General features: G+C 65.0%; 30 protein-coding genes and 1 tRNA gene. 7 read left to right on the top strand and 24 right to left on the bottom strand.

The window, feature by feature from the left end:
* The first annotated feature begins 172 nt into the window (after positions 1 to 172).
* Positions 173 to 1,027, top strand: a complete 855-nt coding sequence (locus FGL91_RS18525; RefSeq protein ID WP_227991740.1) for a type IV toxin-antitoxin system AbiEi family antitoxin domain-containing protein — start codon at positions 173 to 175, stop codon at positions 1,025 to 1,027.
* Positions 1,028 to 1,170: 143 nt separating this feature from the next.
* Here the strand turns inward: FGL91_RS18525 and FGL91_RS18530 are convergent, their stop codons facing one another.
* The 4 genes from FGL91_RS18530 to sigK all read right to left on the bottom strand — a co-directional run bounded on the left by FGL91_RS18530 (position 1,171) and on the right by sigK (position 4,299).
* Positions 1,171 to 2,055 carry an aminodeoxychorismate lyase gene (locus FGL91_RS18530; RefSeq protein WP_153244585.1) on the bottom strand — a complete coding sequence of 295 codons (885 nt, stop codon included), beginning with the start codon at positions 2,053 to 2,055 and terminating at the stop codon, positions 1,171 to 1,173.
* A 194-nt stretch (positions 2,056 to 2,249) separates the two neighbouring features.
* Positions 2,250 to 2,879 carry a hypothetical protein gene (locus FGL91_RS18535; RefSeq protein ID WP_047521556.1) on the bottom strand — a complete coding sequence of 210 codons (630 nt, stop codon included), beginning with the start codon at positions 2,877 to 2,879 and terminating at the stop codon, positions 2,250 to 2,252.
* A 29-nt stretch (positions 2,880 to 2,908) separates the two neighbouring features.
* Positions 2,909 to 3,703, bottom strand: a complete 795-nt coding sequence (locus FGL91_RS18540; RefSeq protein ID WP_153244586.1) for an anti-sigma factor domain-containing protein — start codon at positions 3,701 to 3,703, stop codon at positions 2,909 to 2,911.
* Positions 3,700 to 4,299, bottom strand: a complete 600-nt coding sequence (gene sigK, locus FGL91_RS18545; protein ID WP_194239273.1) for an ECF RNA polymerase sigma factor SigK — start codon at positions 4,297 to 4,299, stop codon at positions 3,700 to 3,702. Before sigK ends, FGL91_RS18540 begins: the two co-directional genes overlap by 4 nt.
* A gap of 150 nt (positions 4,300 to 4,449) precedes the next feature.
* On the opposite strand from sigK, the gene FGL91_RS18550 reads away from it, so the two are divergent.
* Both FGL91_RS18550 and FGL91_RS18555 read left to right on the top strand, forming a co-directional pair.
* Positions 4,450 to 5,109: a fasciclin domain-containing protein gene (locus tag FGL91_RS18550; RefSeq protein WP_047521562.1), complete on the top strand. Its 660-nt coding sequence runs from the start codon at positions 4,450 to 4,452 to the stop codon at positions 5,107 to 5,109.
* A 139-nt stretch (positions 5,110 to 5,248) separates the two neighbouring features.
* Positions 5,249 to 5,321, top strand: a tRNA-Lys gene (locus tag FGL91_RS18555).
* Positions 5,322 to 5,347: 26 nt separating this feature from the next.
* Here FGL91_RS18555 and FGL91_RS18560 read toward each other — a convergent pair.
* Positions 5,348 to 5,800, bottom strand: a complete 453-nt coding sequence (locus FGL91_RS18560) for a hypothetical protein (RefSeq protein WP_153244587.1) — start codon at positions 5,798 to 5,800, stop codon at positions 5,348 to 5,350.
* 172 nt (positions 5,801 to 5,972) lie between these two features.
* Between FGL91_RS18560 and FGL91_RS18565 the strand changes: the two genes are divergently transcribed.
* A complete protein-coding gene (locus FGL91_RS18565; RefSeq protein WP_153244588.1) occupies positions 5,973 to 6,518 on the top strand; it encodes a type 1 glutamine amidotransferase domain-containing protein in 546 nt (181 codons plus the stop codon).
* A gap of 30 nt (positions 6,519 to 6,548) precedes the next feature.
* Here FGL91_RS18565 and FGL91_RS18570 read toward each other — a convergent pair whose 3' ends face one another.
* The gene (locus FGL91_RS18570; RefSeq protein WP_047521568.1) at positions 6,549 to 7,064 is read right to left on the bottom strand and encodes a CGNR zinc finger domain-containing protein; all 516 of its coding nucleotides are present in this window, start codon (positions 7,062 to 7,064) and stop codon (positions 6,549 to 6,551) included.
* A 25-nt stretch (positions 7,065 to 7,089) separates the two neighbouring features.
* On the opposite strand from FGL91_RS18570, the gene FGL91_RS18575 reads away from it, so the two are divergent.
* On the top strand, positions 7,090 to 7,305 hold the full coding sequence (locus tag FGL91_RS18575; RefSeq protein ID WP_131491415.1) for a hypothetical protein: 216 nt from the start codon (positions 7,090 to 7,092) through the stop codon (positions 7,303 to 7,305).
* 17 nt (positions 7,306 to 7,322) lie between these two features.
* Here the strand turns inward: FGL91_RS18575 and FGL91_RS18580 are convergent, their stop codons facing one another.
* From FGL91_RS18580 to FGL91_RS18985, 3 genes are all read right to left on the bottom strand, one after another.
* Positions 7,323 to 7,856: a DUF1697 domain-containing protein gene (locus FGL91_RS18580; RefSeq protein ID WP_153244589.1), complete on the bottom strand. Its 534-nt coding sequence runs from the start codon at positions 7,854 to 7,856 to the stop codon at positions 7,323 to 7,325.
* On the bottom strand, positions 7,853 to 8,434 hold the full coding sequence (locus FGL91_RS18585; RefSeq protein WP_153244590.1) for an isochorismatase family protein: 582 nt from the start codon (positions 8,432 to 8,434) through the stop codon (positions 7,853 to 7,855). Before FGL91_RS18585 ends, FGL91_RS18580 begins: the two co-directional genes overlap by 4 nt.
* Before the next feature lie 209 nt (positions 8,435 to 8,643).
* Positions 8,644 to 8,871, bottom strand: coding sequence for a DUF3263 domain-containing protein (locus FGL91_RS18985; RefSeq protein ID WP_194239274.1), 228 nt, complete (start codon positions 8,869 to 8,871; stop codon positions 8,644 to 8,646).
* A 363-nt stretch (positions 8,872 to 9,234) separates the two neighbouring features.
* Between FGL91_RS18985 and FGL91_RS18595 the strand changes: the two genes are divergently transcribed.
* Entirely contained in the window at positions 9,235 to 9,468 is a 234-nt protein-coding gene (locus FGL91_RS18595; protein WP_153244592.1) for a hypothetical protein, read from the top strand.
* A 6-nt stretch (positions 9,469 to 9,474) separates the two neighbouring features.
* Here the strand turns inward: FGL91_RS18595 and FGL91_RS18600 are convergent, their stop codons facing one another.
* From FGL91_RS18600 to FGL91_RS18665, 14 genes are all read right to left on the bottom strand, one after another.
* Positions 9,475 to 9,732, bottom strand: a complete 258-nt coding sequence (locus FGL91_RS18600; protein ID WP_153244593.1) for a hypothetical protein — start codon at positions 9,730 to 9,732, stop codon at positions 9,475 to 9,477.
* Positions 9,733 to 9,886: 154 nt separating this feature from the next.
* Positions 9,887 to 10,168, bottom strand: coding sequence for a hypothetical protein (locus tag FGL91_RS18605; protein ID WP_153244594.1), 282 nt, complete (start codon positions 10,166 to 10,168; stop codon positions 9,887 to 9,889).
* Positions 10,165 to 10,788 carry a hypothetical protein gene (locus tag FGL91_RS18610; protein WP_153244595.1) on the bottom strand — a complete coding sequence of 208 codons (624 nt, stop codon included), beginning with the start codon at positions 10,786 to 10,788 and terminating at the stop codon, positions 10,165 to 10,167. The genes FGL91_RS18605 and FGL91_RS18610 overlap by 4 nt, the downstream gene beginning before the upstream one ends.
* Complete coding sequence (locus FGL91_RS18615; protein ID WP_153244596.1) at positions 10,709 to 12,706, bottom strand: hypothetical protein; 1,998 nt, start codon at positions 12,704 to 12,706, stop codon at positions 10,709 to 10,711. The genes FGL91_RS18610 and FGL91_RS18615 overlap by 80 nt, the downstream gene beginning before the upstream one ends.
* A gap of 22 nt (positions 12,707 to 12,728) precedes the next feature.
* The gene (locus FGL91_RS18620; protein ID WP_153244597.1) at positions 12,729 to 13,142 is read right to left on the bottom strand and encodes a hypothetical protein; all 414 of its coding nucleotides are present in this window, start codon (positions 13,140 to 13,142) and stop codon (positions 12,729 to 12,731) included.
* A 2-nt stretch (positions 13,143 to 13,144) separates the two neighbouring features.
* Positions 13,145 to 13,438 carry a hypothetical protein gene (locus FGL91_RS18625; protein WP_153244598.1) on the bottom strand — a complete coding sequence of 98 codons (294 nt, stop codon included), beginning with the start codon at positions 13,436 to 13,438 and terminating at the stop codon, positions 13,145 to 13,147.
* A 4-nt stretch (positions 13,439 to 13,442) separates the two neighbouring features.
* Positions 13,443 to 13,709 carry a hypothetical protein gene (locus FGL91_RS18630; protein ID WP_153244599.1) on the bottom strand — a complete coding sequence of 89 codons (267 nt, stop codon included), beginning with the start codon at positions 13,707 to 13,709 and terminating at the stop codon, positions 13,443 to 13,445.
* Between the two features lie 2 nt (positions 13,710 to 13,711).
* Positions 13,712 to 14,113 (bottom strand): hypothetical protein, encoded by a 402-nt coding sequence (locus FGL91_RS18635; protein ID WP_153244600.1) that lies wholly within the window; start codon positions 14,111 to 14,113, stop codon positions 13,712 to 13,714.
* A 46-nt stretch (positions 14,114 to 14,159) separates the two neighbouring features.
* Positions 14,160 to 14,882, bottom strand: coding sequence for a M23 family metallopeptidase (locus FGL91_RS18640; protein WP_153244601.1), 723 nt, complete (start codon positions 14,880 to 14,882; stop codon positions 14,160 to 14,162).
* A 2-nt stretch (positions 14,883 to 14,884) separates the two neighbouring features.
* Positions 14,885 to 15,427, bottom strand: a complete 543-nt coding sequence (locus FGL91_RS18645) for a hypothetical protein (RefSeq protein WP_153244602.1) — start codon at positions 15,425 to 15,427, stop codon at positions 14,885 to 14,887.
* A 1-nt stretch (position 15,428) separates the two neighbouring features.
* Entirely contained in the window at positions 15,429 to 16,307 is an 879-nt protein-coding gene (locus tag FGL91_RS18650; protein WP_153244603.1) for a hypothetical protein, read from the bottom strand.
* The gene (locus FGL91_RS18655) at positions 16,304 to 17,419 is read right to left on the bottom strand and encodes a hypothetical protein (RefSeq protein ID WP_153244604.1); all 1,116 of its coding nucleotides are present in this window, start codon (positions 17,417 to 17,419) and stop codon (positions 16,304 to 16,306) included. Before FGL91_RS18655 ends, FGL91_RS18650 begins: the two co-directional genes overlap by 4 nt.
* Positions 17,412 to 18,113, bottom strand: coding sequence for a hypothetical protein (locus FGL91_RS18660; protein ID WP_227991754.1), 702 nt, complete (start codon positions 18,111 to 18,113; stop codon positions 17,412 to 17,414). The genes FGL91_RS18655 and FGL91_RS18660 overlap by 8 nt, the downstream gene beginning before the upstream one ends.
* A 122-nt stretch (positions 18,114 to 18,235) precedes the next feature.
* A complete protein-coding gene (locus tag FGL91_RS18665; protein ID WP_153244606.1) occupies positions 18,236 to 20,263 on the bottom strand; it encodes a tape measure protein in 2,028 nt (675 codons plus the stop codon).
* A 73-nt stretch (positions 20,264 to 20,336) separates the two neighbouring features.
* On the opposite strand from FGL91_RS18665, the gene FGL91_RS18670 reads away from it, so the two are divergent.
* A complete protein-coding gene (locus FGL91_RS18670; RefSeq protein WP_227991759.1) occupies positions 20,337 to 20,618 on the top strand; it encodes a DUF2510 domain-containing protein in 282 nt (93 codons plus the stop codon).
* A gap of 368 nt (positions 20,619 to 20,986) precedes the next feature.
* Here FGL91_RS18670 and FGL91_RS18675 read toward each other — a convergent pair whose 3' ends face one another.
* Positions 20,987 to 21,322 (bottom strand): hypothetical protein, encoded by a 336-nt coding sequence (locus FGL91_RS18675; protein WP_153244607.1) that lies wholly within the window; start codon positions 21,320 to 21,322, stop codon positions 20,987 to 20,989.
* Positions 21,323 to 21,364 lie beyond the last annotated feature (42 nt).

The following is a 21,364-nucleotide window of genomic DNA, read 5'->3' on the forward strand; positions in this document are numbered from 1 at the left end:
CTCGTGACGGCGTGTCCCCCAGCGACACGCCGCTCTGAGTCCCGATGGTCTGGGTTTTCGCATATCCGAGGGTCGTGGGCGACGACTGCACCGGGAGGGAACACAGCGACTTCGTTCACAGGTCCCGTGGCAGCGGCGTCCCACCCCTACACACCCGGGGCACTATCGAGCGATGTCCTTCGTGCGTGCTGCGTCCGTCCTGCACGTACTCGGGCGGATGGCGCGGACGTCCGAGCTCCGCCGGCGGGGTGTGACCCGAGCTGAGCTCGCGCGCGGCGTGCGGACCGGTGAGCTGACCCGCCCTCGTCAGGGCGTCTACGCGCTGCCGGACACTCCGGAGGCCTGGGTGCACGCGGCCTCTCACGGCGGCACGATCGGATGCGCGCAAGCCGCTGCGGCCCACGGTCTCTGGGTCCTCGCGCTCCCGTCCGTCCACCACGTCTGGATGGGGAACGCGGGAACCCCCCGGTCGGCGTGCGAGGACTGCGTGATGCACTGGGATGAGGGCCGCGTCCGCGTCGGCGAGGCCGCGCCGGTGTCGAACGCCCTCCTCCAGGTCGCGAGCTGTTGCGGCGAGGACGCCTTCTTCGTCGCGCTCGAGTCCGCGCTGCGCCGGTCACTGCTCTCCCCGGGAGCTCTCGCGTGGCTCCGCCGGCACCTCCCGACGTCGATGCGCTGGCTCGTGGCCTTCGCTCGCGCGGACGCCGACAGCGGGCTCGAGTCGCTGATCCGGCTTCGGCTGCACCGGATCGGCGTCCACGTGCGCACCCAGGTGCATATCCGCCGCGTGGGAGAGGTCGACTTCGTGATCGGTGAGCGTCTCATCCTCGAAGCCGACGGCCGGGAGAACCATGCACGCGAGAGAGAACGGAGCAAAGACCTCCGGCGCGATGCCGAGGCAGCTGCCGCCGGGTACACGACTCTCCGGTTCACCTATGAGCTCATCATCGACGACTGGCCGCTCGTGGAGGCCGCGATCCGGGGTGCTCTCGCACGCGGAGCACACCTCGCCCCGGCGCTCCTCTGACGACTGCGTGGCTCCGCCGACACGGGGCGTGGCGTGCCAAAACAGAGACGTCTCGCGCACGTCACGGCGTGTCTGGTGGGGCACACCGCAGTGCGGACGGATGCTCTCCGTTTTGGCCCAGCGAACCGGACCGAGGAGAGGCTTCAGTCGCGGGGAGAGAGCAGGTAGCGGTTCAGATCGGCTGTCAGGCTCGGGTCCGCCGGGAGAGAGACACCGTCGATCGCGGTGATGGCTGCGGCGAGGCGGACGCTCGACACCAGCCACGCCGCATCCGCTCGCGGGAGATCCGCTGCCGGGATACGGTCGTAGGCGGTCTCGAAGCCCTGCGCCGCAAGGTGCTCGTACACGCTGAGCTGGGTCGTCCCGTGCAGGATGCCCCCGTTCGGCGCCGGGGTCACGAAGCGGTCCCCGAACCGCAGGATCAGCGAAGCCGTCGGTGCCTCGAGCACGAAGCCGTCGCTCGAAAGGAAGATCGCATCGTCCGCGCCGCGGCGGTGAGACTCACGCAGGGCCGCCATGTTCACGGCATACGACAGGGTCTTGGCGCCCAGCAGCAACCACGGTGCCCGCTCGGCCGCACCGAGGTCGTAGCCACGGTCCAGAGTCACGACGCGCACCCCGTTCTCCCGCACGGCGGAGAAGTCGGCCGCCGGTGCAGCCGTGACCCAGGCCGTGGGAGTGGGCCCGTGCTCGACGCCACGACTGAGGATGAGCTTGATGACGGACTCACCGGATCCGAGCTGCGCCGCCGCCTCGTCGATGGCCTGATGCCACTGCGCGAGGTTCGGTGCGGGGAGATCGCACAGGCGCGCGGAGTGCGCGAGCCTCTCCAGATGCGGGACCACTTCCTGCGCGTGCCCGTCGACGACGCCGATCGACTCGAAGACGCCGTCACCCCGCTGGGTACTGAGTTCACCGACGCTGAGCGCCGGCGCCGCCGCATCCACCTGGGTGAACGTGTCGGCATAGTCGGAGCGCTGCTCCTCGATGTCCACGGGATCGATCATGAATGCGAAGCGCCCGGTCATGATCCGAGCCTAGAGGGCGGGAATACCCACGGCTGCATCGCGTTACAATTGAATGGCCGGGCCGCATAACCCCGGGCTCCATTTTTTGCCGCTACGAGCGGCCTTCCGCCGAGAGGCGTTCTTGCGGCCCGGTCTTTTCTTGTCCAGGCGCCGAACGCTGCGGAAGCACCAGCGCTCCCCCGGTGAGGATCCGCTCAGCTGAGGGCTCCTGTGCGCCACAGCACGGCCGAAGCTGCCAGATCCTGCGCGTAGCTGCTCAAGCGGAGTGCCCGCGTCGTGAGCTCGCTGGCGCGCGCAGGCTCCGTCGGCTCGTAGTCGTCGGCGGTATGGGTCGCACCGGACGCCTGTACACGACAGAAAGCGGCGGCGCGATCGAGTGCCACGGCGAAGTCGCCACGGAAGGCCCCGCGCAGGATGGTGTCGATGAGGGCGACGAGTTCCTCCGGCCCCGCCGGCACCGGAGCACCCGCGATCACGGTGTCCGCCGACGACAGTTCGACACGGCCCCGGTCGTAGAGCAGTGCGGCCGTGCGAGCGTCGGCGTGGATCGCCAATTGCAGCACGTAGAGACGCCACAGTGCTCCGGGAAGCGTGCGCGACGGCGCCTTCGACCAGAGCTCGGCGATCTCGTCGATGCCGTGCTCGGCCGTGAAGGCCACGAGTCGCTCGGCGCTCGCACCGCTCTCATCCGCGCGTACACGGGTCAGCAGCGCGGAAGCCGTGGCGTGCGCAACGCGGGTCTCCTCGGCGGGATCGTGCGAACCGACAATGTTGTCGAAGGCGGTGGTGGGGCGACGCACGGGGCGGTGGTGCTGCTCGGGCATCCCTCCAGGGTACGCGCGATCGACGACGGTCAGGCCGTGGGGATGACGATGACCGGGTCCGTGGTCGGCTGGCCTGTCGGAGATCCACCGGCCTGCTCGACGGTCACGGCGATCGCGTCGCCCGCCTGCATCTCGCCCGCCAGGAGCGCCGTGGCGTCGCCGCCGTCCACATCGAACACACCCGCCGAGACCGGGGCATCACCGCGGACGAACCAGAGCTCGTACGTCTCCCCCTCTGCAGGGGTGGGGATGCCGTCGGCGACCAGCACGGCCTTGCCGACCGAGGCGGACCAGTGCGCGGTCGCCGATCCCCCGTCATCGAGGGCGACGGTCGCCTGCTCGGCGTCTCCCGCGGCCTCGATCTCCTGCAGCGCGACCACGCTGGCGGGAGGATTCAGTTGCTGGTTGAGGGCGACCGCACCGATTCCGACGCCGACCAGCACGGCCAGGCACGCCGCCAGGGCGAACACGCTCCGCGTCCAGCGGCGCTGCTTCGGCTTCTGCTCGGCACGAGTGTCGATGGCGTCGCCCTGGGTGGCGACGGGGGCGTCCGTGACCGCCGAGGCGGCATCCGGATCGGACCGCGTTCCGCCGTCCTGGGGCAGGTCCGCGATCTGTGCGAGCAGCGCGGATCGGATGTGCGCGGGAGCAGTGACCGGTTCGACGGGGTCCGCGAGTGACGCAGCGGTGGCAGCATCCTCATCCACGGTGTCCTCCCATTCCGGGTGCTCCGCGAGGGCAGCGAGGTACCGATGCTCGTCGTCTGCAGACAGCGAGTGCAGCGCGGCACCTGCCGCGAGCTCTGCGAAGTCCTTCTCGTTCATGCCGTCACCCCCATCGCCGTGCGCAGACGGGTCAGCCCGTCTCGCATCCGTGTCTTGATCGTCCCCAGTGGCGCGCCCACGAGGGCCGCGATCTCGTTTTGACTGTAACCGCCGTAATACGCGAGGACGAGTGCTTCGCGCTGCGCTTCCGGAAGCCCCGAGAGCGCTTGGACGACCTTCCCTCCCTCTATCCCCAATTCGACCTGCTCCGCGACACTGTCGTGCGCGACGCCGATGTCCTTGAATCCTGCTCGTACGTCTCGGTCGGCGCTCGACTGCGATGCACGCACCCGATCAACGGCCCGGCGATGAGCGATCGTCATGATCCATGCTCGTCCCTGACCTCTGTTCGGAGCGAAGCGCGAAGCGGATTGCCAGATCTCCAGAAAGACCTCTTGGAGCACTTCTTCGCTCTGCGAGCGGTTGACCAGCACACGGAGGATGAGGCCGAACACGCGAGAGGAGAGCAGATCGTAGAGAGTCGCGAAGGCAGCTTGATCACCTGACGCGACGCGGACGATGAGGTCGGCGACAGCATCCTGCGTCGCTCCGTCCTCGGGAACGTCGAACCCATCGATGACCATCCCTATAAGCATGCCGTATCTCCGCTCCGGTCTCGCGCAGACGAGGCCGCTGCCGGAGCGATTTCAAAGATTTCTGAGATTCTTCCCATCCGATGCCGCAGGGGCTCCGAACAGCACTCGACGCCACGGAGAGGCCGTGGCTCAGTTCTGAAGGAGCTCGACATGTTCAGCACCAAGAAGAAGGTCACCGCGGCAATCACCCTCGGCCTGGCGAGCGCATTCCTGCTCTCGGCCTGTTCCATGGGCAGCGGCAGCACCACGGACGAGTCGTCCGAGCCGAAGGCACCGGAGACGTCGGAGTCGACGCCGATGGAGATGGACCCGGCGGCGAACCTGGTCGGTCCCGGCTGCGCGGCATACGCCGACGCAGTGCCGGACGGCGCAGGCTCCGTCGAGGGCATGGCCCAGGACCCGGTCGCGGTCGCGGCCTCGAACAACCCGCTGCTGACCACGCTGGTCTCGGCGGTGAGCGGACAGCTCAACCCCGACGTCGACCTGGTCGACACCCTGAACGGCGGCGAGTTCACCGTGTTCGCACCGGTGGATGACGCCTTCGCGAAGATCGACCCGGCCACGATCGAGGCCCTCAAGACCGACAGCGCCACGCTGAGCTCGATCCTGACCTACCACGTGGTCCCCGGCCAGATCGAGCCGGCCGACATCGACGGCATGCACAAGACCGTGCAGGGCGCCGAGCTCGAGGTCACGGGCAGCGGAGACGACCTGATGGTCAACGACGCGAAGGTCATCTGCGGTGGAGTCCAGACCGCGAACGCGACCGTGTACCTCATCGACACGGTCCTGATGCCCCCGGCATCCTAAGCCGGGCGCTGTCGGGTGGGAGGACACCCGACGCACGCCCTTCTCGGGAGTAGGGGGAGGATCCTGAGAAGGAGAGAAGGGCCGTCAGCGGAGTCATGTCGCTGACGGCCCTTCTTCTTGCGCACTAGACTTGACGCAGGGGCCTCTAGCTCAGTCGGCAGAGCATCGGACTTTTAATCCGCGGGTCGTGGGTTCGAGCCCCACGGGGCCCACCGCAGCACGAGCGCACCGAACCCGTTCAGGATTCGCCGTCGTGCACTCCGGCCAGCAGCTCGTCACGGATCTCGGCCACGCCGCTCGGCAGCGTCTCGCCTTCGAGGTCGAACTCCGGAGCGTCCGGGGTGCCGCCGATCGCGCACACCGCGACGCTGTCCTGCCCGTCCAGGGTCTTCGGGATCACGACGAACCAGAGCGACTGCCCGCCGAGCCATTCCGTGGTCGCCATGTCGGCGAAATAGGTCGCATCCGGCGCGAGACTCCGGGTCTTCTGCGTGCACAGTTCCACCAGTTGGGCGGTTGCGAATGCCGTCGCAGACTCGGTCGGCTCGGGTGTCGCCGTGTCGGTCGGAGATGACGTCGGCGAAGGCGAGGCGGTCGACGCGGTCGGCGAGGGGCTCGGCGCCGGCTCAGGAGCGCAGCCGGCGAGCAGCACGAGCACCGGCACGAGGACGAGGGCAGAACGGAAGCGCATGGCTGGATGCTACTGCCTCCCCACTCCGATCCGACGGGAGCGCTCCGCGACCACCCGACTCCGCCTCTAGCATCCTGCCCCGCTCCCCGGCCACCCCCTTCACTCCTCGCTCGTTCCGGGAGAGGGTCGACTCGTCCGCATCCGCGGGCGACTCCCCACGAAAGGATGAACGATGACCCTCACCGGCAACCGAGTGGCGTTCCTGGCGACCGACGGATTCGAGGACAGCGAGCTCACCAGCCCGTGGGAGGCGGTCACCGCCGCGGGCGCGAGCGCGACACTGATCGCCCCGGCGGGAGCGGCGATCACAGGGAAGAACGGTCACGAGCAAGCCGTCGACCTGCTCGCCTCCGAGGCGGCGGCCGACAGCTTCGACGCCCTCGTCCTTCCCGGCGGTGTCGTCAACGCCGACCACCTGCGCCTCGACAAGCCGTCGATCGCGCTCGCCCGCGCCTTCTTCGAGCAGCACAAGCCCGTCGGCGTGATCTGCCACGGCGCCTGGATCCTCATCGAGGCGGACGTCGTGGACGGCCGGACGCTCACGAGCTACCCGAGCCTGACCACCGACCTCCGCAATGCAGGAGCGACCTGGGTCGACGAAGAGGTCATCGTGGACGAAGGACTCGTCTCCAGCCGCACACCCGATGATCTCCCGGCCTTCAACGCGAAGCTCGTCGAGGAGATCGGCGAGGGGAAGCACGCGGGCCAGACGGCCTGATTCCGCGCCTCTGAGGCCGAGACCTCGGCCTCAGAGGCGAGCCCGATGCCGACGGACGGCCGCACGGTTGGCGCAGCGCACGGAGCAGAACCGCTGGCGACCGTTGCGCGTCACGTCCGCCACGACATTCGTGCACGGCGCGGCCTGGCAGCGCCCGAGCCTGCTCATTCCCCGGGTGACGAGATGCAGCGACGTGCCGAGGCTGATGATCGCCCGGAGCACGTAGGGCAGCGACGGCACGTCATCGCGGTAGTGCAGGTGCCAGCCCTCGCCGTCGTGGTTGGTCAGCCGTGGGTACGCGGCGGCGGCGGCGAGCTGTGCGTTCAGCAGCAGCGCCCTCGCGTCGGCATCGGGCTCATCGACGATCGCGAGCCAGTCGTCGATGACCGCTCGGACTTCCGCATGGTCCTCGGGCGCCGGCGGGAATGTCTGCGTCATCCCGAGGGCGAGGGTGCGCTCCTCGATGCCGGCGCGATCCTCGGGCCAGTCGTTCGCCAACGACGCGGCCAGCAGAACCGCATACTCGCCGTAAGGGTTGAGATGCATAAGACCATTACATCACGCTGGATGCATGACCTCGCCGAACACTCTCCCCATCCCCCGCCTCCGACCGGAGACCGCGACCCATGAACACGGCTGGCGGGTGGAATCCCGACACCCGACGAGCGAGGGCGTCGTGCTCTACGTGCGCTGTGCGGACTGCGGATCCCGACGTGTCGACCTGCAGGCGCACCCTCACACACCACCCGTCGGGGTGAGCGCGGAACTCGGTGGTGCTGGGCGCTGAGGCTCAGACGTCGACGATCACGCGGTCAGCTCGATGAGCGCACGGATCGTGCGGAGGTTGCGGGCCGTGCCCGCCACGCCGAGCGCACGGTCGAGCACCGCCTTCGTCAGCTTCGTGGAATGCACGCCGCCTTCGCCGTAGTCGATCCACAGGTCGTCGTCGACGAGAGCGAGGCGCTCTGCAGGGAGCAGGCGTTCCTCCAACGCTGCGAGCGCACCACTCGCAGGACGCCCCTCCAGGAACATCGCGTGCACGAAAGTCACATCCCCTTCGGGAAAGGGCTGCGCGGACTCCGACGAGACCAGCTGCTCATGGGTCCGATGGATCACGGGCGTGTCCACCCCGAACTCGCGGTGGATCACGGAACGGACAGCAGCGCGTGCGGTCTCGGGATCCGGTGGCGTCGCGCAGAGGATGTTCCCGCTGGCGATGTAGGTGGAGATATCGGCGAGGTCCGTCTCGGCTGCCAGCACGTCGCGCAGCCGCCCCATCGGAACCCTGTTGCGCCCGCTGACGTTCACGGCCCGCAGCAGGAGGACGCTACGACTCACGCGTCCGCGCTCACGACCAGTTCCGCGCCGGCATGCACGAGCTCGGCCAACGCGGTCTCACTCGCCTCCGGAGCGACCCCCGCGACGAGGTCGGTCAGGATGCGGACATGGACACCGTGGGCGATCGCGTCGAGCGCTGACGCACGGACACAGTGATCCGTCGCGATCCCGACGACATCCGCGCTGAGCACCCCGGCCGCCGCCAGTACCTCACCGACGGTCTCCTGTGCTTCGGTCTCCCCCTCGAACATCGAATAGGCGGGCTTGCCCTGACCCTTGCGGACGTGGTGGGTCACGGAATCGGTCAGCAGGAGCGGATCGTAGTCGGCCCCCGGGGTCCCGGCGACGCAGTGCACCGGCCAGGAGTCGATGAAGTCCGGCGTCTCGGCGAAGTGACCGCCGTTGTCCCCCTCGGCGTCATGCCAGTCGCGGGAGGCGATGATCACCTCGTAGTCCGTGGCGTGCGCGGCGAGGTAGCCCGTGACGGCGGAGGCCACCGCATCACCGCCCACGACCTCGAGCGCACCGCCCTCGGTGAAGTCGTTCTGCACATCGACGATGAGAAGCGCTCTGCTCATACTTCGAGGTTACGCCGTGGGGGACGGGAAAGGCCCCGTGATGTTCTTCGCATCACGGGGCCTTCGGAGCCGCTTGTCAGAATCGAACTGACGACCTTTTCATTACGAGTGAAATGGTGTAGATCGAATTGCGCCCGCAAACCCTTGATTTCTAGCCATCATACCTCGACGAAGGCGGCGCAGTACACACAGAGGTGCACACATTCGGGTCAGGCTGCTCGACGCTCTCGATCGTCTGCAGCTCGCTCCGCCCGTTCCCTGACCATCCGTGCCGTCACGGGGTCGGCAGTGATCCCTTCGACGGATCGTGCGGCCCTGGCGAGGAGGACGTAGTACCGGACTTCGGTGATGCCGAGCTGGTGGCGGATGCGGGAGGTCTTCTCGGGCGTCTGCTGGGGGTGTTGGGCTTCGAAGGCGAGGAGTTCGGTGGGGGTCATGGGGACATGATGCGCTGGGGGTCGGACATGTGGACCGCTATGCTGTGCGCCGTGGGGAAACGGAACGGCTACTGGAAGACGCACTCCGACAAGGAGCTGCAAGCTCTCCTGATGCTGTTTCATGAGCAGGGGGTGGAGAATCAAGGATCCACCGACGTACTACAAGGCTCTCTGCTCGTGCCCCGGATTGCACATGACAACCATCCACCTGACGCCAAGTAATCCGCGGTACGCTTTCAATAAGAGGAAGTGGCTGGAACGCCAGCCGTGCTATCGCAAGGAGGAACGATGATCGCCGTACATCTGACGCGCGCCTTCCGAGTTCACGGTTGCGACGACCTCGACGCACACACCGACGAGGTGATGGAGCAGCTTCTCGCACTCGAGAGCGATTCCGTCCGCGACGCTGACGTTTCAGCATCTGCGATCGAAGAGATCGTCGAGATCTCCGTGTATGCAGTGGCGGAGACTTTCGACGAGGCCGCCGCTATCGCTGATTCCACGATCCGAACCGCGATCCACGCGGCAAAGGGTCACACGCCGGACTGGCAGACGATTCAGACGCTTGCAGAGCGCGCGGATCTCGTCGAAGCCTGACACGTCTCATCGTCGCCCGTTCGGTGGCCCCTTGTACACGTCGTCCCGTTGCTTCTTGTACGCGGCGTAGAGCCGTTCGCAAGCGTGAGAAAGGGTGTTCGACCAGCCAATGACATCGCTGTACAGGGTGACCTTATAGCGGATGACGCCTGACACGCGACGGATCTCGATACGCCCGAACGATTCCACGTCGCCCGGTGAGCGCATCACCCACACGCCCGGTTGGGGTTCGTCGGTCCAGAAGATCGGGTGCCACTGGGTCATGTCTCCCATGATGCGGCTGACCGGGGACACTCGGGTATGGTCGGGTTCGGGTGGTCCCGCTGTCCGACGACCTGGTTCTTCCGGTGTGGGTGGGGCCGCTCCAACGACGAACGACCCCCACCATGCTCCGGGGGGAAGCATGGTGGGGGTCAGTTCAGTCGAGGTCTCGATCGACGGTGAGTGTCGCGTACCCGGAGTTGGGGAACGTGATGATCTCTCCGCTGATCGTCGTTTCGAGCTCGACACGGTAGGTGCCGACAGGGAGCGTGCCGGTGAGGATATGCCGCACCAAGCCCTCCTCTGCGTCGACGATCGTGCAGGGGAGTTCGATGGGTTCACCGGTCCTGGTTCTCGCGGTGAGTCGCACGGTCGCCCCGGTGAGGTCCGCGTTGGCTTTGAACTCGACTGGGTGGGTGTCATTCTCCTTGACGATCATGCGTCCTCCAACGTTCGAGTGAAGCTCACCGGGGTGAGGGTGTGGTGCACATCCACGGGGGTGAGGGTGCGAACGTCAGGGATGACGATCACACCTTCCCCACCGGTACCGGTGACAACCAGTGCCGGGAACATGAGTGCACCCGCACCGGTCACGGCCGGAACAGTGACCGACCCCACGCCGGTGGCCTCGAGCGGTGGGAACAGGATCGCCCCACTGCCGGAGAACACCGGCACCGTGGTCACTCCCGTGCCGGTTACGTCCAGCGCGGGGAGCGTGATCACCCCGGACCCGGTGACGCCTGGCGGGTTCTCCACAGTCCCTACACCGGTGACGGTCAGTGCGGGCAGTCCCAGCACGCCTTCTCCGGTGTAGACCGGGATCGTGCTGTTCCCGGCCCCTGAGACGCTGAATGCGGGCAGATCGACCGATCCGGCCCCCGTGTACACCGGGACCGCTGTTGTGCCCTCTCCGGTGACGCTGAGGGCCGGGAGGCCCAGGGCGCCTGCACCGGTGAACACGGGGACGGTCGTGACGCCCTCACCTGTGACGCTCAGCGCCGGAAGACCGAGCGTCCCGGCCCCAACGACTGCGGGCGGCGGGGTGAGGTCCAATGTCATGGTGACGCGTTCCACGTAGGAAGATGTGCCCGCATCCCACGCGCGCCCCCGAGAACACGAGCGTGCGTGTTGTCCCCGTGTCAGTGAGCGTGTACTCCCCATGTTGCCGAGCAGAGCCTGAGACGTCCGGCCACCGACCGTTGGTGGTCGTACTGCCCCACACTTGAGCGACCGTCCCGAACGGAGCCGCCGAGATGAACGCGAACCCGCCATACGGGTTGTTTGTGCCGTCGTCGGCGGCGAGAGCGTGCGTATCTCCGTGAACCCGGATCAGGTAGTCCGTCATGCCGTTCGATGCGATGAAGTTGCCGAGCTCGACACGCTCAGTGTTGTATGCCCGCCACTCCTGCAGCGTGCCACCCACCGAAGGTGATCCGCCCCACGGGCCGTCACCCAGCCAGATCACTGACTGTCGCGCGGCCTTCGCTGCGAGCAGCTCCGCCTTGAACCACGCCTTCTGCGCGGCGCCCAGCTTCGTCTTCGACGAGTTGTCTGTGGCGCCCCGTGCGGAGGCCACGGTGAGTTCGTCTGTCTGGATGAAGCGCCAGTTTCCGTCTACCCATGACCGCGCCTGAACATCGGCGAGGGGCATGTCCGGCAGTGGGACTTGCTGACGGTAGGCAGTCTGGACGGCGTTCGAGGTGAACCCCGGCCACGTGCCGTCCGAGTTGGCCCCCGCACCGTCCCCATCGGAATAGGTGTACGAGAGTGCACGCGACCGGTAGAACGCCATGACGTTCGCGGCCTCGAACTCGTTCAGCCTTGCCGCTCGCAGTTGGGCGACATCGGAGGGGGCGACCGGCGTCCCCGACGATGTGATCCACGGGTATCCGAGGTCGCCGAGCATCACGTGGATCCGTGATTCGATGGCCTCGAACCTGGTGAGAGCTAGACCGAATACAGTCGATCCGGTCCAGTCGTGACATGACGTCGACGTGAAGACGATAGAGGTGGGCGTCCCGGAGGGCGTCAACGTCCAGACCGCACCGTTCATAGACGTGTCGAGTTCGCCGTCAACCTCGAGTCCCCAGTAGAACTTAGTGCCGGAGCTGAGGCCCGAGATCGAGATGTGCACATATCCGTCTGCGTCCGGCGACACGGCACCCGAGAAAACCGGCGACGTGAGCAGATCCGATGTCGTTGAGGCCTTGATCCGACACGACGACGCGCCTGACGTGCGCGCAGTGACCGTGAACCCGTCCGCGGTAGGTCCGCCACCCAGGTTGTAGTGCAGCGTCGGCGGACCCACGAACGTCCCTGCTCCCGAGACAGTCAGTGCGGGCAGGGTGAGAGCACCGCTGCCACCTGACCCCGACCGGATCTGTTCCCCGTCCGACGTCCACAGTTCACCGAACCGCATCGTCAGGCCGGTGGAACCGGTCGGGTTGAACAGGCGCACGTTGTCCACCGCCGCGGCAGTGGTGGATGTGAACGTGTCATCGGGGGTTCCCGTGGTGTTCCCCGGTTCCCACAAGTACACGGTCACATCCGTGTTGTCGTACTCGAGCTCAACCCACCACACGTCACCGTTCGCGATCGTGGTGGCCGACTGACCCGCGTACGTTGTTCCACCGGACCCGGCGCGGAGGGCGAACTGTCCCCCGTTCTGGTTGCGGAGGAACAGGTCGGCCCGGTTCGTCGTCGACGAGCGCAGCAGGATGCACGCCTGCCCAAGCGTCTGCGCCCCAGATGCGCGGTTGATCCACATACCCAGACGCCAATGCGAACCGGAAGGCGTCCACACGAGATCACGTGCGCCGGCCACCTCAACGGACTGTCCCGACGTGCCGGCGATACCAGCCTGGTAGGTCATGTTCGCTTCGGTGCCACCCGCAGACGACGCCCACGTTTCGGTTGCGGTCGTGGGGTTCGTGCCGATCGCCCCACCCGTGAACGATGAGAGCAGGGTCTTCGTCATGTCAGCCCCTTACGTGCAGTTGTCAGCTAGCGGGCATCGTGACAGGCAGGGAAGTGACGTTGATCGCACCACCAGCGACGATGCTCACAGAGTCCAGGGTGAGGTCACCGCCACCACCGGTCGCCGTCACCGACATGTCGATGATCGCCGTCCCGTCCGAGTCGGAGATCCGCGCCCACCCTGCAGTGCCCGTGGCATCCGCAGACGTGTCACCCGTGATCGCGGACGCCGCCGCGACACCGTTCGACGCGGCACCATAGGCCGGGTCAGACATCGTGAGGGTGCCCAGGAGCGTCCCGGACGGTGCCGTGGCAGGGCCGGCAGGCTGCGAGCCCGTGTAGATCTTGAGCGTCCCCGCACCAGACCCCGCATCGATCAGGTCCACGATCGCGTCGGCCGCAGCCGACCGGGCAGCATTCGAGATACGAACAGCCATGATCAGTTCTCCGTTCGGATCTGGAAGGTCTGACCGTCCTCGGTGACCTTCACTCGCTTGTAGTAGTCGGGCTGCTTGGCGAGTCCGAGAAGCCACCCGAACTTCGGGGAAACGTACAGCTCGAACAGGCGAACGCCGAGGTAGTAGAGGCCCGCGAACAGGGCGCCGATGACGAGAGTGAGCGCCGTCTCGAATTCGGGGTCGAGCGTGATGCCCGACGTGGTGAACCATCCGAGCACGGCACCCACGATGATCGGGGTGAACGTTCGGACGAGAGAATCGAATAGAGGCTTCATGCTGTTACTCCTTGTAGTTCGGGTAAGGGGGAATGTCGTTGTTGTCCACGCAGGGCGCTTCGATCAGAAGCCGCCGCACCTGCGATGTGTGTTCCTCAGAGATGCGCCGTTTGCGGGCCTCCTCGTCGGCGTGATCCCACGCCCGATTCACCTCGTCACGGCGCTTACGTCCACGCCCAGACAGGGCATCGACGAGACGCTTCACGAGCTCGAGGAGGATGCCGCCAGCGCCCAGAGCGATGAGAAGGGAGACGACCTGTGCACCGTCCATCGTTACCCCCGAGCGCGTGGTTCGTAGCTGTACTCCTTGATGAAGAAGAACCTCAGAATGAACGGGGACGCGGCAAGCAAGATGATGCCCACCTGGGTCGCCCGTGAGCCACCCGTCTCGAGCGCCTGCCAGTGCAGCACCGCCACCACAGACAGGTAGATGGAGAGGCCGATCATGATCGGTGCGATGCCGAGGAGACGTTCAGCCCACCACCACCCCGGCAACACCGTGATCGTCCCGACGACACCACCGACGATGAACAGGCCCGCCCAGATGTTCGTCAGCACCGGACCAACCTCGCCGGCGATCGTCTGTGGCGGATTCAGCAGGGTGACCAGACCGATCAACGCGGACAGGGCGTAGATCACCAGGTAGATGACCTTCACGTGGCGGGGTTTCGTCACCTTCCCCCATGCCCGCTTCAGCGCACGCATCAGCTCGACCACCCCCTTACGGATTGGAGCGGGCGCGGTTCTTTGCCCACTCAAGAAGCCACAGCCACCTATCGCGGGACATCGGGGACTCCTTCACCCCTGCATCCTTGAAGATGTCTGCGGTGCTGTCGTTGATGATCTGCGGCTGCTTCCCGTCGCCCCAGATGAACCGTGAACTCACCTTCGAAGAGTCGTCCTGGTTCTTCGCGATCTGCATACTCATGGTTTCTTCCTCCGTTATCGGGGTTGCAGCGCCGCCCGACTTGGCGACATGGTTCATGAAATCGATCGAATACGGCTTCCCGTTGCGGTCGTATCCGAACCGGGTGACATGGGTCGGCCACAGTGTCACGTGGGTGTGAGCACCAGGCATCGTCGAGAGCCGTGACCAGTCCTCGTAGCCGTATCCGGACGCCCCGGACAGTGCGACCGTTGAACCGGCACGGACAAACCCACGGCTGCCCATGAAGGCACGGGAAAGCGTGAGCCGCGAATGGTGCATCGACCGCCACCGCATCCCGTTGTCAAAATCGATACCGACCCACCGGCCAGTCATCGGCCCGATCGTGTCTCCGTACCCGTAGATCCGACCATCTGCCGGCGCGATTACCGGCGTGCCGATCGGAACGAACATGTCCGTTCCTGGCTCTGTAGACGGCGGATTGCGGCGCGTATGCGATGAGAACGAAGCGAAGCTCGTCGCAGGCACCGGCATGAGAAGGTTCCCTGAGCCGCCCATGATCAACCGTCCGCGGGGAACGGGGCAATAGCACCGAGATACGGTTGCCCACCTGAAACGAGAACGACGGTGCCGCCCGTGTTGATCGTCACCTGCGTGGTCGTCGTCCCGGCACCAGTCGGAGGAAGCGCACGAATGATCGACTTCGGACGCCACCCCACCGGCAGCGTGAATGCCGCCCCCGCAGAACCGAGAGCAGGACGACCCTTCATGTAGACCACACCCCGGATGCGCCGGATCTCACACTCCTCGCCCGCCGCCGCGTTCACCCAAGAGTTCTGAAAGGTGACAGCAATCCACCCCGTGTCATCGATAGGCGTCCATGAACCCGCTCCATTCGTGCGGAACAGTCGACCAGTATCCGTCTCGGTCCAGAGCATGCCGTTACGCTGCTTCCCAGCCGGAAGCGCCTGACGTTCTTCTGACGTGCCTCCACGAATCCAGGCGAACTCGTATGCGAAGTCCACCGCGTCCTGAGAATCCTCGGGGAACGAATACAGGTCGTCATATACCGGCTTCCCGAATGAGTCCTTCGTGTTTCCCATGTCATGGCCTCCAAGAGATACGAAGCGCACCAGACATTGAGTTGTCAGTGCGCGAAGAAAAGATGTTCCAACCGCCCTGGTTCAGGCCGATTCCGTACTGACCGCCTCCAGACTTGAGGGCGTTGAACCATGCGGAAGCCATTGGCGGCGACTGCCAGCCACCGCCCGGAGCCCACTCGGTGTACGCCCCAAAGGTTGGCAGCGAACCCTTCGAGGCACGGTCGTGCAACGTGAAACGCGGCGCACTACCCTGCCTTTGGATATACGACACGAAGAACTCGAGCTTCACGAGCGTCGCGCCGGAGGGGATCGTGTCACGGATCTGGGTGCCGTAGAACCAAGCGCCATAGGAGGTGTTGCCCGCCTGCGGTCGGCCCGTCCACCATCGTGCTTGCGTGCGGTCCGTGGATCCGGTGTCAGTGACTTTGAACGTGGCCGAGCGGACAGCACCTGAGCCCGGATCGGGCGGCGGAGCCGGCGCGTCAGGTTGAACCGATAGCTTCCCTACTACGTACGGCACCTCAGACCATGAAATACCAACGAGGTCACCGGACGACGGAGCGGTGCCCACATAGGGCATCGAGTATGCCCCGATCACGGTCTGCACATTCGCCAAGTTGCCGGAAACCGTCAAGATGGTTCCGGTTCCGGGAAGCGGTCGGCCAGGCAAAAGAAGGTGGCGTTCCCCCACCGAGACGATGTTTACCGTCTCTCCTGCGGAAGGAATGTACCCGCCTCCGAACTCCGCGATGAATCGGCTACTTCCCATATCGACGCGGGCGCTGCCCTGTTCCGTCACCTCTACAAACGTCGCCCGTCGCACCCGAACGGGGGCACGCTCACCGAGTCCCTCGAGGATGATGGCGGCTTCTTCGATCATTCCGCCACCTCCACGTTCAGAACGGTTTCACCGCCCGAGTACGCCACCTCGATCACTCGCACGGTGGACAGCTCCCCCTGCCTGGTCGGATCAACCAGAGTGAGGACGTCCCCGACTTCGCGGAGAGGGTTGAACGGCTCTTTCACTCTCCGAGTGACGGACCTCAGCCGTGCCACCTTCGGCAGTAGCTCGTCCGCGTACGCCTGGCACTGAGCCTGCGTAACGAGGAAATCCGAGCGGTACTGGAAGGTGTTCCCAGCGAACGGCGACCGCGAACCATCCTCGTTGCGGGTGCGAAGGAACCCGTCCCGAATCTCCGCCCATGCAATCAGCGGCGGACCATTCGGATCCGGGTTCTTCCCCTCGGTCACCACCCGGTTGTAGACGTTCTCAGACCGCATCTCCGACGACACACTCAACGCACGGTCAAGCACACCCACAGGGTCCGCCCACGCCTTCGGCAACGCCGTCAACGCACCGCTCGGCGTCAGGTGGGGCCACGCATTCGACGGAGCGAACACCTTCTCGAGCGCATCAAGACGGTCCTCCTCGTAAGTGATATTCGCGGGAAGCACTCGGTCAACGATTGACCGGAACACTGGCAGCCCCGTCAACCGTTGCGCTTCCTCCCACATCGACGTCGACTGCGGCGAAGCCGGGAATGCGAACGAGTCCCGGGCGATCCGCATGAAGTAGTCCGCTAGGGACAGGGACACTCGCGACTCCGCCACCAACGGCAGGCCACCATGCACCCGTTCGATCGCATACTCGACACCATCGGGCACCGAATCGAGAACAAACCTCCCCATCGAGATCCGTTCACGGAAAGCGCCGGCAGACACGATCACGTCGACCTGGAGCTCCGCGCCGAACGGGGAAAACAGGTCACCGATGTCCCGCGGAACAATCGATTCACCGAACACGTCATCCCACAGGATCTGACACGACCCTGACCCTTGAACCTGCGCACCACGATCCCACTTGAACGCGGGCTCCAGGACACGAAGATTCTGCACCTTCGGATCATTGTCGTACAGCAAGTCGGCAGCCCACTCCACCGAATACACACCCGATGCGAGCAGGTCGCGACACTTCTCAGACACCTCACGCATCCGCAGCTCCGATCAGAGACGTATCCCGCTTGACGTCGGAATGGGTCGAGTACTGTGCCTTCACCTCCGTGTGAGTGGAGAAGAACACCTTCATGTCCGAATGGGTGAGCGCGGTCGCCGTGATACCCACAGCAGGAGGCCGCACCTCAGAGACGGTGGCGGAGAACCGAATATGCCCGCCGCCGCCAATTACTCGCGACTCCCGAAGCCTCGGGACGTGGCAGAAGAAGATTCGAGGAATCCTCTGATCTGGAGGAGTTCGAATGAGCCAAACCGGCAACTGCGATGTCGCGTATCCACCCAACGTCGACTGCAACGCATCTGCATCGGAAGCGGAAGAAAGCAGAACATCGACAGCCATGCCTTGGATGCCTTGCCGTGGACCAAGACCGACCATGCCCGGAAGGGTTGCACCCTGTGGGAACACCAGATCCCCAGGCGTCTCCCTCTCGATATCCGCTGCCATTGTGACCAGCCTGACCACTTCTACGGATAGGCGAGGGTCAAGCGGCTGCTGGATGACTGAACCGCTGAAATCAACTGTGGTTGATCCGACAGGCCATGAACCTACGATCTCTCCATCTATGTCGTGTCCAATAACGGTGTAGTCGTTCGGAACCTGAAACCCAGGCTCCGGGTCAATCACCACGAGCGGAGAAGATGCAGGCTTGCGGATACCTCCGCGAACATCCATGACGCGACCCTCGCACGTCCTTTGAACGCTCACGGTTACCGATCCCGCGGGGAACTCATCGACAGGAACGTCGATGAGCACCCGCGGGACCGGTGCCATATCCGCGAAGGGCGTGAGAGTGCTCAACCGTCTGCCCTCCTTCTTCCTCTGAGCGCAGTCGAAACCGCGCCGCCACGCTCAGCCGCTTGCACTGCGGCTCGCTCGTCCATAACGGCGAGCAGGTAGCCGCCGGTGAATGGGTTCTGCACGTAGGTGTCGCCGGTGCGGACCGAAGCGGCCCCCGCGAGGTTCGTAAGCCCCTGGAAAGAGAACTGTGGTCTGTAGTTCTCTGCACCTGTAGAGAACTGCTCCATCAGCGATGCGCCACCGTCCGCCACCGAAACCCACCCGGCACCCGAGAATGGTCCACGAAGTGCCGGGGAATGCGGGAAGAACCCAGCCGCCCAGTCGAGGACGCCGCCGATCGCATCGCCGACGCTTCCGATCATCGACGTAATGCCATTGATGAACCCCTGCATCAGAGCACGCCCGGAATTCACCAGCCACGACCCGACTCCAGCGAACAGCGCCTGAATACTGCGTGGCAGGTTCGAGAAGATAGATATCACCCTCGAGACGCCACTTGAGAACAGAGACGACAAGGTGGACCACAGCCCGGCCGCGGCTGAGCCGATATTGCGTGCAGCCCCGGTCACAGCCCCTGTGATCTCGAACCACTTCGACTGCCAGAAAGCACCGAGATTGTTCAACACGTTCGAAATCTGGAGGTGCATCGCCACGACGGACTGCACCAGGTCGCCGATCGGGCCTGTCAGGGCTCCGATCTGCTCGAGCATGTCGCTGAAGGTCGTGTCCCCGTAGTACCAGTCGCTCAGAATCATCGCGGCCTCGAGGAAGGTTGCGAGCCCCTCCGCCACTGCAGCGACGATCGGGACGAGCAGCGTCAGAAGATCAGCGAGCGGCGGAAGGAGAACCTGCACCAGCGACACCAAAGGTGGAATCAGGGGCAACAGAGCGACAATCAGGTCCGTGAGAGGCGGTGCGAGCTCAACGATCGCATCGACCAGCGCCTCCCCAACGAGCGGCAGGAGAGGTGCCACAGCCTCGAAGATCTGCCGCAAAGCATCTGCCAGCGCCGGCCCAACCTTGGTTCCGATCTCGCGAATGACGGGCACAAGCGGCTTCAGAGCTTCAAGCAATGCCCCGAACGGGGTAGAGCTGAAGTTAGCGGTGAACGTGTCGAGGCCGGCAAGGAACTTCTCTCCGAAACCGTCGATCTGAAACAGTCCACCGAACTTGTCCTGGATTCGCTGAACGAACGGACCGATGCGCTCCTCAAGGCCGTCGAGGATGATGGTGATCTCGTTGAAAAACGTCTTCGCGCCACTCAGCCCGTCGCCCACGAACGCGAGGCCCAGACGCGAAAGCGCTGCACGCATGTTCGCGAACGCACCGCGAGTCGTGTTCCCGGACTCGAGGGCCGCTCCGCCAATGTTCTCCGCGATAGCCTTCCTGAAGGTGGCTGCGTCAACCTCTCCGCGAGAGACCATCTTCTGGAGCTCGTCTGCGGTGACGCCGTACTCCTCCTGGAGCCACTGCATGATCGGGATACCGCGCTCAGTGAGCCGGTTCAGGTTCTCCATCCCCGCGTAACCCTTAGAGGTCACCTGGTTGATGATGGAACCCATCTCCTCCATCGAGGTTCCTGCGATGGTCGCCGCGTCGGCTGTCAACCGCAGGTAACGCTCAAGCTCCTGTCCTGGTTTGATGCCAGCCGCAACCGCCGAGGCCGCTGTTGTAGCGGCTGCGTCGAGACCGAAGGCGGTCCCCTTCACAGATGCCAGGGCGTCCTTCATGATCGCTTCGACAGCCTTGGTGTCGTGACCGAGACCCTTGAGCTTCGCGGTCGCGTCTTCGATGTTCAGGGCGCGGGAGATTCCGCCCCCGACTGCCAGCGCTCCGACCGTGGCAACCATGCCGCCGACGACAAGCGCACCTCGCTTTGCCCACTTCGTGACGCCAGAGAAGAACCCATTGGATGACTTCTCAGCACCCTTGAAGGCGGATTCCGCTTCACCCTGGACTGCCCTGGAGAACCCCTTGCCTGACGGGAGGAGGGAAACGTATGCGACGCCGATTTCCTGAGCCACGAACGCCCCCTTCCTGCCCTTGCGGGGCGAACCTGGACTTCCGCACGCGGCAGTAGACCGTTAAGATGCGGGCATGACTTCTATGGCGCAGAGCGCAGCGCCCGGCTGGTACGACGACGGAGCCGGGCGGCAGCGTTGGTGGGACGGCAGCATGTGGACGCACCACTACGCAGACCAGCAGCAACCCCAGATGGTGGCCGCACAACAGCCGTACGCACCGCAACAGGTGATCGTCCAGCAGCGGAAGGTCTACAAGACCAGCCACGGGTTCCACCTGATCATGTCGATCGTGACGTTCGGCCTATGGTTGCCCGTTTGGTTGGTCGTCGGGATCTACAACGCCTCGAAGTCCTAGACGCTCCTGCAAAACCCTCCGACGCTCGGACCGACCAGGGTCGTGCGTCGGGACGGCAGCCTTCCTGCCTGCGACCTCCCACGGACGCTTCGCCGGCGACGGCATGACCTTGCCCGGGCGATGGTGCATGACCGCTTGCGCATCGAGCCAGTCGAGGAAGAACGAGTCCATAGGGTTCGGCGCGTAACCCCAGCCCTGGAACGCGGCGAAGAGGTGTGAGTACGTGTCGCGAGCAATCTGAGCAACAAGCATCGCCACCAGGTTCCATGCCCGCCGTCCATTGACAACCTCATCGAAGCCCCACCCGAACCGCGACCACATCTCGAACTCGAGCGGGCCACGGTGGGCGAAGTGGGCAACGGTGAGGGTCAGGCTTTTCCCGCGTCGAACCCGTACTCGCCGGAGACGGACACCCAGTGCTTGAGCACATGCGAAAGGTTGTCTTCGTCGAGCCGAGCGAGCTGGCGCGTGGCGTCCGGGTACGTGTCCGCCAGAGTCTGGATGAAGAATCCCCACGCCTGAGCGGCCTCGGACTCTGTGAGCTTCCGACCAGCCTGGAACTTATCCCAGAAGATGGTGAACGCCGATGTGATTCCCATCGGAACGCCCTTCACCCCCAGAACGGGCAGCTGGAAGAGAACCTTCCCATCGTGACCGAAGTCGATCATCGGCGTGTTTTCGTTTTCAAGATCCAGTTCGAACATGGCGACCTCCTTGGGATGGCGACCAGAAAAGAGAAGACCGGG

This window comes from Microbacterium sp. CBA3102, assembly GCF_007954505.1.
In the GTDB taxonomy this organism is placed as follows: domain Bacteria; phylum Actinomycetota; class Actinomycetes; order Actinomycetales; family Microbacteriaceae; genus Microbacterium; species Microbacterium aurugineum.

Coding starts and splice junctions, on each gene's coding strand:
- FGL91_RS18525 (WP_227991740.1), top strand. CDS start 173: ATGTCCTTCGTGCGTGCTGCGTCCGTCCTGCACGTACTCGGGCGGATG.
- FGL91_RS18530 (WP_153244585.1), bottom strand. CDS start 2,055: ATGACCGGGCGCTTCGCATTCATGATCGATCCCGTGGACATCGAGGAG.
- FGL91_RS18535 (WP_047521556.1), bottom strand. CDS start 2,879: ATGCCCGAGCAGCACCACCGCCCCGTGCGTCGCCCCACCACCGCCTTC.
- FGL91_RS18540 (WP_153244586.1), bottom strand. CDS start 3,703: ATGAACGAGAAGGACTTCGCAGAGCTCGCGGCAGGTGCCGCGCTGCAC.
- sigK (WP_194239273.1), bottom strand. CDS start 4,299: ATGCTTATAGGGATGGTCATCGATGGGTTCGACGTTCCCGAGGACGGA.
- FGL91_RS18550 (WP_047521562.1), top strand. CDS start 4,450: ATGTTCAGCACCAAGAAGAAGGTCACCGCGGCAATCACCCTCGGCCTG.
- FGL91_RS18560 (WP_153244587.1), bottom strand. CDS start 5,800: ATGCGCTTCCGTTCTGCCCTCGTCCTCGTGCCGGTGCTCGTGCTGCTC.
- FGL91_RS18565 (WP_153244588.1), top strand. CDS start 5,973: ATGACCCTCACCGGCAACCGAGTGGCGTTCCTGGCGACCGACGGATTC.
- FGL91_RS18570 (WP_047521568.1), bottom strand. CDS start 7,064: ATGCATCTCAACCCTTACGGCGAGTATGCGGTTCTGCTGGCCGCGTCG.
- FGL91_RS18575 (WP_131491415.1), top strand. CDS start 7,090: ATGACCTCGCCGAACACTCTCCCCATCCCCCGCCTCCGACCGGAGACC.
- FGL91_RS18585 (WP_153244590.1), bottom strand. CDS start 8,434: ATGAGCAGAGCGCTTCTCATCGTCGATGTGCAGAACGACTTCACCGAG.
- FGL91_RS18985 (WP_194239274.1), bottom strand. CDS start 8,871: ATGACCCCCACCGAACTCCTCGCCTTCGAAGCCCAACACCCCCAGCAG.
- FGL91_RS18595 (WP_153244592.1), top strand. CDS start 9,235: ATGGAGCAGCTTCTCGCACTCGAGAGCGATTCCGTCCGCGACGCTGAC.
- FGL91_RS18600 (WP_153244593.1), bottom strand. CDS start 9,732: ATGACCCAGTGGCACCCGATCTTCTGGACCGACGAACCCCAACCGGGC.
- FGL91_RS18605 (WP_153244594.1), bottom strand. CDS start 10,168: ATGATCGTCAAGGAGAATGACACCCACCCAGTCGAGTTCAAAGCCAAC.
- FGL91_RS18610 (WP_153244595.1), bottom strand. CDS start 10,788: ATGACATTGGACCTCACCCCGCCGCCCGCAGTCGTTGGGGCCGGGACG.
- FGL91_RS18615 (WP_153244596.1), bottom strand. CDS start 12,706: ATGACGAAGACCCTGCTCTCATCGTTCACGGGTGGGGCGATCGGCACG.
- FGL91_RS18620 (WP_153244597.1), bottom strand. CDS start 13,142: ATGGCTGTTCGTATCTCGAATGCTGCCCGGTCGGCTGCGGCCGACGCG.
- FGL91_RS18625 (WP_153244598.1), bottom strand. CDS start 13,438: ATGAAGCCTCTATTCGATTCTCTCGTCCGAACGTTCACCCCGATCATC.
- FGL91_RS18630 (WP_153244599.1), bottom strand. CDS start 13,709: ATGGACGGTGCACAGGTCGTCTCCCTTCTCATCGCTCTGGGCGCTGGC.
- FGL91_RS18640 (WP_153244601.1), bottom strand. CDS start 14,882: ATGGGCGGCTCAGGGAACCTTCTCATGCCGGTGCCTGCGACGAGCTTC.
- FGL91_RS18645 (WP_153244602.1), bottom strand. CDS start 15,427: ATGGGAAACACGAAGGACTCATTCGGGAAGCCGGTATATGACGACCTG.
- FGL91_RS18650 (WP_153244603.1), bottom strand. CDS start 16,307: ATGATCGAAGAAGCCGCCATCATCCTCGAGGGACTCGGTGAGCGTGCC.
- FGL91_RS18655 (WP_153244604.1), bottom strand. CDS start 17,419: ATGCGTGAGGTGTCTGAGAAGTGTCGCGACCTGCTCGCATCGGGTGTG.
- FGL91_RS18660 (WP_227991754.1), bottom strand. CDS start 18,113: ATGGATGTTCGCGGAGGTATCCGCAAGCCTGCATCTTCTCCGCTCGTG.
- FGL91_RS18670 (WP_227991759.1), top strand. CDS start 20,337: ATGACTTCTATGGCGCAGAGCGCAGCGCCCGGCTGGTACGACGACGGA.
- FGL91_RS18675 (WP_153244607.1), bottom strand. CDS start 21,322: ATGTTCGAACTGGATCTTGAAAACGAAAACACGCCGATGATCGACTTC.